General features: G+C 64.4%; 3 protein-coding genes and 3 pseudogenes (1 of these 6 only partly in view). All 6 read left to right on the forward strand.

What is annotated here, in order from left to right:
• Positions 1-40 precede the first annotated feature (40 nt).
• Positions 41-1,720, forward strand: a complete 1,680-nt coding sequence (locus HS968_RS10935; protein WP_119695325.1) for an ATP-binding cassette domain-containing protein — start codon at positions 41-43, stop codon at positions 1,718-1,720.
• On the forward strand, positions 1,713-3,125 hold the full coding sequence (locus HS968_RS10940; protein WP_182371258.1) for an HlyD family type I secretion periplasmic adaptor subunit: 1,413 nt from the start codon (positions 1,713-1,715) through the stop codon (positions 3,123-3,125). The genes HS968_RS10935 and HS968_RS10940 overlap by 8 nt, the downstream gene beginning before the upstream one ends.
• A gap of 231 nt (positions 3,126-3,356) precedes the next feature.
• Positions 3,357-5,810: an exodeoxyribonuclease V subunit gamma gene (recC, locus tag HS968_RS10945; RefSeq protein ID WP_238338935.1), complete on the forward strand. Its 2,454-nt coding sequence runs from the start codon at positions 3,357-3,359 to the stop codon at positions 5,808-5,810.
• A 28-nt stretch (positions 5,811-5,838) separates the two neighbouring features.
• A pseudogene (locus HS968_RS26380) lies at positions 5,839-6,450 on the forward strand (exodeoxyribonuclease V subunit gamma); the annotation flags it as partial.
• A 258-nt stretch (positions 6,451-6,708) separates the two neighbouring features.
• Positions 6,709-10,337, forward strand: a pseudogene (gene recB, locus HS968_RS10950) (exodeoxyribonuclease V subunit beta).
• Positions 10,334-10,635, forward strand: a pseudogene (gene recD / locus HS968_RS10955) (exodeoxyribonuclease V subunit alpha); it runs 1,727 nt beyond the window's last position. The pseudogenes recB and recD overlap by 4 nt, the downstream one beginning before the upstream one ends.

The following is a 10,635-nucleotide window of genomic DNA, read 5'->3' on the forward strand; positions in this document are numbered from 1 at the left end:
CCTGCGCGGCGACGCGCAGGGGGCCTTTCCGAGTGTCACGATGAACGAGTTTTTCCGCCGAATCGCCCTGCAACCCAGGCTGCGCCTGGAGCTGTGGCTGTCCTCGCTGTTGATCAATCTGCTCGGTCTGGCCAGCTCGTTGTACAGCATCCATGTTCTCAACCGGTACCTGGCACTGGGTGTCGACGCGACCCTGGTGACCCTGACCCTCGGCGCCGTCATGGCGGTGGGCTTCGAGGTGCTGCTACGCAATGCGCGTCTGCGCGTGGCGCAGTGGTTGTGCGCACGGGCCGATACGGAGTTGGGTGAGACGCTGTTCGAAGGCGCCGTGCGTGGCCAGTACGCCCTGGTCGAGCAGTTGCCGCATACGGCGCGGCGGGAAATCCTTTCCGGGCAGAGCACCGTGCAGCAATGCTTCGGTGCGCCCAACCTGGTGACCCTGCTGGACACGCCGTTCGCTTTCGTCTTCGTCGTGGTGCTGGGCATGCTCAGCCCGTTCCTGGCCTGCATGGCTTTGCTGGTGATGGCCGGTGTCACGCTGGTGTCGCTGTTGGCCCAGCGCCGCCTGCGTGAACCGATGGAGGCGCAGAGTCGCATCGCCATGCAAATGGCCGGTTACCAGCACAACCTCACTGCTGGCGGCGAAATGGTGCGGGCTTTTTCCGCAGCCGATGCGCTGAAGGAAAAGTGGCGGGCCTGCGCCGACGATCAGGCCGAGCAGCGCGCTCAACTCAATCGTCTGCAGAACACCATGCAGAACGCCAGCTACGCCGGCACCCTGATCCTCAGCATGGTGATCATGGGGCTGGGCGCGCGCGAGGTGCTGGCTGGTAACCTCGACATCGGTTCGTTGATCGGCTGCAACATTCTCGCCAGTCGAGCCTTGGCGGCGCTGACCCGCGCGCTCGGCCTGGGCGAGCAGATCGGCCGTGGTCAGCGCGCACTGGAGCTGGCGCGGCAGTTGTGCGCTATTCCGCGTGAGCGTGCCGAGGGCGTGCGCCTGGGTCAGACCCGCGGCAGCCTGCGTTTCGAGGACATGGCTTTCGGTTACCCGAAGCAGGCCGTGCCGGTGTTGGAGCATTTCGATTATTCGTTGGAGGCCGGCAAGGTGCTGGTTTTCACCGGTGCCAATGGCAGCGGCAAGACGACCCTGGCGCGCCTGCTGGTGGGGCTGCTGGAGCCCAGCCGTGGTCATCTGTTGGTCGATGGCATGGATCTGCGCCAGGCCGATCCGCAATGGTGGCGTCGTCAAGTCGCCTACCTGCCACAGGAACCGCAGTTCTTCGATGGCACCCTGCGTGAGAACCTCTGTGTGCTGGCGCCGGAAACCGCTGATGCCAAGGTACTGGAGTTGTGCCGGGAGCTGGCGGTGGGCGCCTTCGTCGAAGGTGGTGCGGAAGGATTGGGCCTGGTGGTGCGCAACGGTGGCGGCAGTATTCCGCTGGGTATCCGTCGGCGCCTGGCGCTGGTACGCGCGGTGCTCGGTGGTGGGCAACTGGTGGTACTGGACGACCCTACCGAGGGCGTCGATGCCGAAGGATGCAAGGCCATCGCGGCGCTGCTCAGCCGCCTGGTACGCGAGGGGCGTACGCTGGTGATGATGAGCAATGAATCGTTCATCCTCGGTGCTGCCGATACGGTCATCGACCTCAACCACAAGCCGGTACCGCGCGTGCTGCGAGATGGCAAACCTGCACGCGAAGGAGTCCAGCATGGCTGAGCAAGGCATGCCCATGAATGACGCACCTAGCCGCCTTGGTCGCATCGCTGACCGGATATTGGGCGTCTTCGAGAACCATCCATTGCTGAGTCGCGTGGCCGGTTTCTTCCTGCCCGGCAAGACCGACCCGGCATTGCCTGGCGACGAACTGCTGGGCAGCCGCCTGACCATCCGCCTGCTGGCGCTGATGCTCGGTGCCATGCTGCTGTGGTCGCTGTTCTTCCCGCTGGACATCGCCAGCCACTCCACCGGTGAGGTGACTTCGTTGGGGCAGACCAAGCTGGTTCAGCACCTGGAGGGCGGTATCGTGCGCCGTATCCTGGTGCGTGAAGGACAGCGTGTGGCAGCTGGCGAGCCGCTGGCGGAAATCGAACGTGTCGCCATGATGTCCGAAGGGCGCGAGACCGAGGCGCTGCTGGCTGCGTTGCGTATCCGCTCCCTGCGTCTGGAAGCGCAACTGGCCGGTGCCGACGACATGATCGTGCCCGAAGAGCTGGCGCGATACTTCCCCGAGCAGGTCAAGGTCAACCGTGACCTGTTCATCGCCCAGAAGAGCCGTCTGGACAGCCGCTCCGAGGAGCAGCAGCAGAAAATCCAGCAACGTCGCGCTGAGGAAAAGGAACTCAAGGCGCGCATCGGCCACGTCAGTTCCAAGCTCAAGCTGCTGCGCGAGCAGATCGCCATCAGCCAGAAGTTGATGGCCGAGGGGTTGGCCAACCGCTACGAACACCTGGAACTGCTCAAGGACGAACAGCAATTGCGTGGCACCCTGCAGGAAACCGAGGCGTCACTGGGCCGCGTATACGCAGGTCTGAAGCAGGAGCAGGCAGCCCTCACCAGCCTGGATTCGGGCGGCCACGAGGAATTGCAGAAGGAGCTGGCCGAAGTGCGCCGGCAGATCACCGAGCTGCAGGAGCGGCTGACGAAGTTCTCCGACAGCCGTGAGCGCCAGGTCGTGCGTTCGCCCATCGAAGGCGTGGTCATGACCCTGCAGGTGGTCACCGAGGGCGGGGTGATTCAGCCCGGCGGTACCCTGATGACCCTGGTGCCGGCGGACGAACCGCTGATGATCGAGACGCGCCTGCCGGTCGGTGACATCGGTATGGTCACCCCTGGGCAGCAGGCTCGTATCCAGCTGGTATCGTCGATCGCCCGCGGCTTTCAGCCTATCGATGGTGAAGTGGTCGATATCAGCCCGGACTCGGTGCTTGACGAGCAGCGTATCCCGTATTTCCGCGTACGTATCCGCCCGGCGCAGGACGCCTTCGAGCATTCTGGCGCGCGTTATCCCTTGCTGCCCGGCGTACCTGTGAGTGTCGCCATCCTCACTGGCGAGCGCTCGTTGTTCAACTATATCGCCGGCCCGCTCACCGACGGTATGAACCGTTCGTTCAGCGAGCCCTGAGCGACCGGGCGTTTGCCGGAGCAACGTTGATCATGTTTCGGCGAAACGCTCGGCCAGCCAGTCGACGACGCTGACCCGTTTCGACAGGCTGCGCTTGCGCGGATAGAACTGCGCGCCAATGTCGGGCGTGGCTTGGTCTGATGCGAGAGCGCTGCGAGGCTGCGATGGATGACGCACCTTGTCGCCAAATGCTGGCAAACTTGCGCTTCGATTTTCGACAGGAGTCAGTCGATGCCCGCCCGCCCGGAGCTGTCCCCCGGCCTTATCGTTATTCACGGCAACCACCTCGAAGAGCTGCGTGCGCTGGCGGTGCAGTGGATGCGGCGCTATCCGCTGCGGCCGCTGGAGAACGAGGTGCTGCTGGTACAGAGCAATGGCATCGCCCAATGGCTCAAGCTGGCGCTGGCCGAGCGTGATGGCTGTGGCATCGCTGCGGCGTTGGATGTCGACCTGCCAGCGCGCTTTCTCTGGCAGGCGTACCGCAACGTGCTGGGCAAGGACGCGATCCCGCAGCAGTCGCCGTTGGACAAGGGCGCCGCTGACCTGGCGCCTGATGCGGCTGTGTTGCCGGATCTGTTGGCCGAGGAGGCGTTCGCTCCGTTACGCCGCTTCCTCGCCGATGACCAGGATTTGCGCAAGCGCCACCAACTGGCCGAGCGTCTGGCCGATCTGTTCGACCAATACCAGGTCTATCGCGCCGACTGGTTGGCGGACTGGGCTGCCGGGCATGATCGCTTGCGTACCTCGCGCGGCGGCGAGCGGCTGCTGGAGGGCGATTCCCGTTGGCAACCCGCGCTGTGGCGCGCCTTGCTGGCGGACGTTGGCGAGCAGCACCTGGCCGAGAGCCGCGCTGGCGTGCATCCGCGCTTCGTTGCCCGTATGGGCGAACTGGATGCAGCGCCGCCGGGACTGCCTCGGCGCATCACTGTCTTCGGTATTTCCTCATTGCCAGCCCAGGTACTGGAGGCGCTGGCGGCCATGGCGCGCTTCAGCCAGGTCATGCTCTACGTGCACAACCCCTGTCAGCATCACTGGGGCGATATCGTCGAAGACAAGGATCTGCTGCGCCACGAATACCGCCGTCAGCAGCGCAAGGGCAGACCAGGCGCCCAGATCGGCTTGTTCGAGGAGGAGGACATGCACCAGCATGGGCAGCCGCTGCTCGCTGCCTGGGGCAAGCAGGGTCGTGACTACATCAACCTGCTGGATCAGTACGACGAGCCGCAGCGCTACCGCGAACAGTTCGAGCGCATCGACCTGTTCAGTCCGGCCAGCGAGAATAGCCTGCTCGGCCAACTGCAGAACGACATCCTTGACCTGCGTCCGCTGGCGGAAACGCGCAGCACCTGGCCTGCTGTCGACCCTGCGCGTGATCATTCGCTGCGTTTTCATATCGCTCACAGCGCTCAGCGCGAGGTGGAGGTGTTGCACGATCAACTGCTGGCCAGCTTCAGCGAGGACGCCACGCTGCGGCCGCGCGACGTGATCGTTATGGTGCCGGACGTCAATGCCTATGCGCCGCATATCCAGGCCGTATTCGGCCAGTTCTCCAGCGACGACCCGCGTTTCATTCCCTTCACCCTTGCCGACCAGGGGCTGCGCGGCAAGGAACCGATGATCATCGCGCTGGAGCACCTGCTGCGCCTGCCGGAAAGCCGCTTCAGCGTCAGTGAGATTCTTGATCTGCTGGATGTAGCGGCGCTGCGTCAACGTTTCGCCATCACCGAGGATCAGTTGCCCACCCTGCGTCGCTGGCTGGAGGGTGCCGGTGTGCGCTGGGGCCTGGATGCGAGCCAGCGGCAATCGCTTGGCCTCGGCGAGAACCTGGAGCAGAACACCTGGCGCTTCGGCCTGCGGCGTATGCTGCTGGGCTACGCAGTGGGCTCGGCCGACGCCTTTGCTGGTATCGAGCCCTATGACGAGATCGGTGGACTCGATGCTGCGTTGATCGGCCCGGTGACGCGCCTGCTGGAAACCCTCGACCGGCATCTACAGCAACTGCGCGAGCCGGCCACACCGGGTCAGTGGGGCGAACGCTTGCGCAGCGTGCTCAACGATTTCTTCCTGCCGCAAAACGACCGCGAAGACGTGCTCACGACTCAGTTGCTCGATGCGCTGGATGCCTGGCTGGAGCTGTGCGAGGCCGCGACGCTGGACGAAGCGCTGACCCTGCCGGTGGTGCGTGAAGCCTGGCTCGGCGGGCTCGATCAGGGGCGGCTGAGCCAGCGTTTTCTCGCTGGCGCGGTGAATTTCTGCACCCTGATGCCGATGCGCGCGATCCCGTTCCGTCAGGTCTGCCTGCTGGGCATGAACGATGGCGATTACCCTCGCAGCCAGGCCCCGCTGGATTTCGATCTGATGGCTGGCGATTACCGCCCCGGTGACCGCTCACGCCGCGAGGATGATCGCTATCTGTTGCTCGAAGCACTGCTGGCGGCGCGTGATCGTCTCTATATCAGCTGGGTAGGGCGCAGTATTCGCGACAACAGCGAGCGCCCGCCTTCCGTGTTGGTTGGCCAGCTGCGCGACCATCTTGCCAGTGCCTGGACACTGGCTGGCGGCGGCGACCTTCTGCACGGCCTGACCACCGAGCATCCCCTGCAACCGTTCAGCCCGGCGCATCTCGGCTGGCAAGAGCGCTACATCTTTGCCGATCTGGGAGGAGGGGCAACAGCTCACGCCTGAGCTGTTGCAGTTGTTCCTGCGCGATCCGGTGAAGTGCTTCTTCACCCGCCGCCTGAAGGTGTTTCTCGATGAACAAGAGCAGGCGCAGCTCGACAGTGAGCCATTCGCCCTCGACGGTCTGCAGCGCTACCAGTTGCAGGAAACCTTGCTCAAGGCGGCGACCGCAGGCGAGGGCGACAGCGATGATGCGCTGAGGGCGGCAGCTGATCGTCTGCAACGCAGTGGTGTCCTGCCGCTGGCCGGTTTCGGCGAGCAGTATCGCAACGCCTTGCTGGAGCCCCTGCCGGCACAATTACGGCGTTACCAGGGACTTTGCCTGTGCTGGCCGACCCTGCTGGAATCCCCGCAGCGCCTGACTTTCGCCGCAGCCGGTGTTCAGCTCGACGGCTGGCTCGCCGGGCTGCGGCAGAAGGCCGACGGCAGCTTGGCGCGCCTGGAACTGCTGCCAGGCGCGCTGCACAAGGACAAGAGCTGGAAGTGGCATCGCCTGCTGCGGCCCTATGTACTGCACGTCATCGCCGCGGCCTGCGGCGTGACGCTGACCACCTTGCTGGTCGGTGAGGATCGCAGTCTGGCCTTCGAGCCTCTGCAAGCCGAGCAGGCCAGGCGCGTGCTCACGGCTTGGCTGGATGCATGGAATGGGGGTATGCACTCGCCGTTGCCGGTCGCGCTGAAAACCTCGCTGGCCTGGTTACAGGACAACAACGAGGAAAAGGCGCGCAGCGTCTACGAGGGTGGCTACAACCTCACCGGTGAAGTCCAGAGCAGCGCCAGTCTGGCGAGGCAGTTCCCCGACTATGCTGCGCTCAGCGCCGATGATCGAGTTCCAGCACTGGAGCGAGAGGCTCTATCAGCCTCTGCTCGACAGCCATCCCCAGGCGCTCGAGGAGGACGCAGCATGAGCCAGCAGCGCCCATTGGCCCTGACGTTCCCCCTGCACGGCAGCCGTTTGATCGAGGCCAGTGCCGGCACGGGCAAGACCTTCACCATTTCCGCGCTCTACCTTCGACTGATCCTGGGGCATGGGGGCGACGCCGCGTTCCGCGAGGCGCTGCTGCCGCCACAGATTCTGGTGGTGACTTTTACCGATGCGGCCACGCGCGAACTGCGCGACCGTATTCGCGCGCGCCTGGTCGAGGCCGCGACCGTATTCCGGGGCGATGCCCAGGGCGATGATCTGCTGCGTGAACTGCGCGGTGATTTCGCGCAAACGCAGTGGGACGAGTGCGCCCGCCGTTTGGAACTGGCGGCGCAGTGGATGGACGAGGCCGCCGTGTCCACCATTCACGGCTGGTGCCAGCGCATGCTGCGTGAGCATGCCTTCGACAGCGGCAGCCTGTTCAGCCAGACCCTGGAGACCGACCACCGCGAGCTGTTGGCCGAGGTGGTGCGCGACTACTGGCGGCAGCACTGCTATCCGTTGCAGGATGCGGCGTTGCAATGGGTGGCAAGTGTCTGGGGTACACCTGCCGGGCTGGGGACGAAGCTACGACCTTTACTCAGTGAAGAGAGCGAGGCTTCGGTGCAGGCTTTGGTGAGTTGCTTGATCTCGTTCTGGAGGAGCGTGATCGGCAACTGCACGTGCTGAAACAGCCTTGGCCGATCTGGGCTGAAGAGCTGGAACTCTTGCTCGATGGGGCGCGTGACGCTAAAGCTTTCAACGGCAGTAAGCTCAAGCAGCCGGACTACAAGCGTTGGTTCGTCAAACTCAAAGAGTGGGCGTTGGGTGATGGAGCGAGCCTGGATCTCGGCAAGGGCTTCGAGCGTCTGACCCCTAACGGCTTGGCCGAAGCCTGGAAAGGCGAGCCGCCAGATCATCCGGCATTGGCTGCCATGGCTTTACTCAAGTCTCAGATTGATGCGCTGCCTGACCCCGCTGACGCGGCTTTGCGCCATGCGGCGGCCTGGGTTCGCCAGCGCTTCGACTGGGAGAAACGCCAGCGCGCGGAAATGGGCTTCGACGACATGCTCATGCGTCTGGACGCTGCCCTGCAGGGCAGCAATGGCCCGCGCTTGGCCGAGGTGATCCGGCGGCAGTTCCCTGTCGCGCTGATCGACGAATTCCAGGACACCGACCCGCTGCAGTACCGCATCTTCGACACGCTCTATGAGGTCGAAGCCAATCGCGACGACTGCGGCCTGTTCATGATCGGTGACCCCAAGCAGGCCATCTATTCCTTCCGTGGCGCCGACATCCACACCTACCTGCGTGCGCGCCGAGCCACATTCGGTCGGCACTACAACCTGGAGAAGAACTTCCGCTCCAGCCAGGCCATGGTCGATGCCGTCAACGGCATTTTCCTGCGTGCCGAACAGCGTGACGGCGGCGAGGGGGCGTTTCTGCTGCGTGACGACCTGCCTTTTATCGAGGTGGGCGCACAAGGTCGGCGCGAAGTCTGGAGTGTCGGCGGCCAGGCGCAGCCAGCCCTGACGGTATGGCAACTGGCGAGCGACGAGCCGGTTGCCAAAGGCGCCTATCTGGATGCCATGGCGGCCGGTGCGGCCAGCGAGATCGTGCGTCTGTTGGATCTAGGCCAGAGCGGGCAGGCTGGCTTTAGCAAGGAGGGCACGCTCAGTGCCTTGCGGCCCAGCGACATCGCGGTGCTGGTGCGCGATTTCAATGAGGCGCAGGCCATTCGCGGCGAGCTGGCCGCCCGCGGCGTGCGTAGCGTCTACCTCTCCGACAAGGATTCGGTGTTCGCCGCCCAGGAAGCACGCGACCTGCTGCTGTGGCTGCGCGCCTGCGCTGAGCCGGATCAGGATCGCCCGCTGCGTGCAGCGCTGGCCAGCGCGACGCTGGGGCTGGCGTTGACCGAGCTGGAGCAGCTCAACCTCGACGAGCGCACCTGGGAGCGCCGCGTCATGCAGTTCCGCGATTACCGTCAGCGTTGGCAGCGCCAGGGCGTGCTGCCGATGCTGCGTCAGTTGCTGCAGGACTTCGAACTGCCGCAACGGCTGATGGGGCGTGATGATGGTGAGCGAGTACTGACCAATCTGCTGCATCTTGCCGAATTGCTGCAGCAGGCCGCCGCCGAGCTCGATGGTGAACTGGCACTGATTCGTCACCTGGGCGAACTGCTGGCTGGTGAGGGGCAGGCTGCCGACGAGCAGGTGCTGCGTCTGGAGAGTGACGAGGCGCTGGTGCGCGTGGTGACCATCCACAAATCCAAGGGCCTGGAATACCCCTTGGTGTTCCTGCCATTCATCTGCGCATTCCGCCCGGTGGATGACAAGAAGCCGCTGCAGATCCATGACGGCGAACGCCGCCGACTGGTGCTCAAGGCCGATGAAGACAGCCTGGAACGCGCCGAGTGTGAGCGTCTGGGTGAAGACTTGCGCCTGCTCTATGTGGCGCTGACCCGTGCCCGTCATGCCTGCTGGTTGGGCGTGGCAGACCTGAAGATCGGTAACGGCAAGAAGTCGCGTCTGCATGAGTCGGCCTTGGGCTATCTGCTCGGTGGCGGCGTATCGCTGGCCGCCAGTGGCGAACTCGCCAACTGGCTCGCGCCCTTTGCCGCTGGGCTGGAAGGCACCGTTGCGCCGGTGCCACCCGCCAGCGAGCAGCGCTATCGCATGATCGAAGATGAGCAGTTCGAGCCGCATTGGCGTACGCCAGTACGACGCGCTGCCGAGCATTGGTGGATCGCCTCTTATAGTGCGCTGCGTCTGGACGAGGATGCGCCTAGTCAGGTCAGCCGCCATGAAGACGCCGCGCCCGATAGCCCGGCGATGCAGAACGCCATCGACGATGAGGATCCGTTGCTGGCCCTGGCGCCGCTGCCGGCATCTGCTCTGGGGCTACATCGCTATCCGCGCGGGCCGAACCCCGGCACCTTCCTCCACGGTCTGCTGGAAATGGCGGCGCAGGAAGGCTTCGCGACCCTGGTGCAGGATTCACCGAGGTTGCGCGAGGCGCTGGCGAGGCGCTGTCAGCGTCGCGGTCTGGAAAGTTGGATTGATCCGCTACATGACTGGCTGCTGGCGCTGCTGACCCAGCCGCTCGCACTGGATGGCGCGGATACCGTCGTGCTGGCGCAACTGACGCAATATCAGCCCGAGCTGGAGTTCTGGTTCGAAGCGCGCGGGGTGGATGTCAGGCTGCTGGATCAGTGGGTACAGCAGTACGAATTGCCGGGTATGGCGAGGCAGCCGCTGCGTGCCGACACCCTCAATGGCATGTTCAAAGGCTTCATCGATCTGGTATTCGAACATCAGGGGCGTTACTACGTGGCGGATTACAAATCCAACTGGCTCGGCAGTGACGGCAGCGCCTATACCCGCGAGGCTATGGAAACGGCCATCGCCAGCCACCGTTATGACCTGCAATACGTGCTCTACGTGCTGGCGCTGCATCGGCAACTGCGCTTGCGCCTGCCGGATTACGACTATGACCAGCATGTCGGTGGTGCGCTTTATCTGTTCCTGCGTGCGCCGCAGCAGGGTGTCTACCTGGCGCGGCCGCCGCGCGAGCTGATCGAGCGACTGGACGCGCTGTTCATGGGCGAAGCCGAGGAGGGCGCTGCATGAGTACGACGCTTGCGCCGGCGCTACGTGATCGCGCTGAACTCTTTGCCTTGCTTTCTATATGGAGCGCGCGTGGTTGGCTGCGTGAGTTGGATCGTGCGCTGGCACAGTTGTTCGCTGAGCTGGATCCGGACGCTTCGCCCCTGCTGCTGCTCGGCGCCGCCCTGGCCAGTCATCAACTCGGTCAGGGGCATGTTTGCCTCGATCTGGCAGCCACGCTGGCCAACCCGGATTTTGTCTTATCCCTGCCGCCGGAAGGCGAGGATTCTGAAGAGGTGATGAGCCTGCCGTCCCAGGTATT

Source organism: Pseudomonas berkeleyensis (genome assembly GCF_014109765.1).
Classification (GTDB): domain Bacteria; phylum Pseudomonadota; class Gammaproteobacteria; order Pseudomonadales; family Pseudomonadaceae; genus Aquipseudomonas; species Aquipseudomonas berkeleyensis.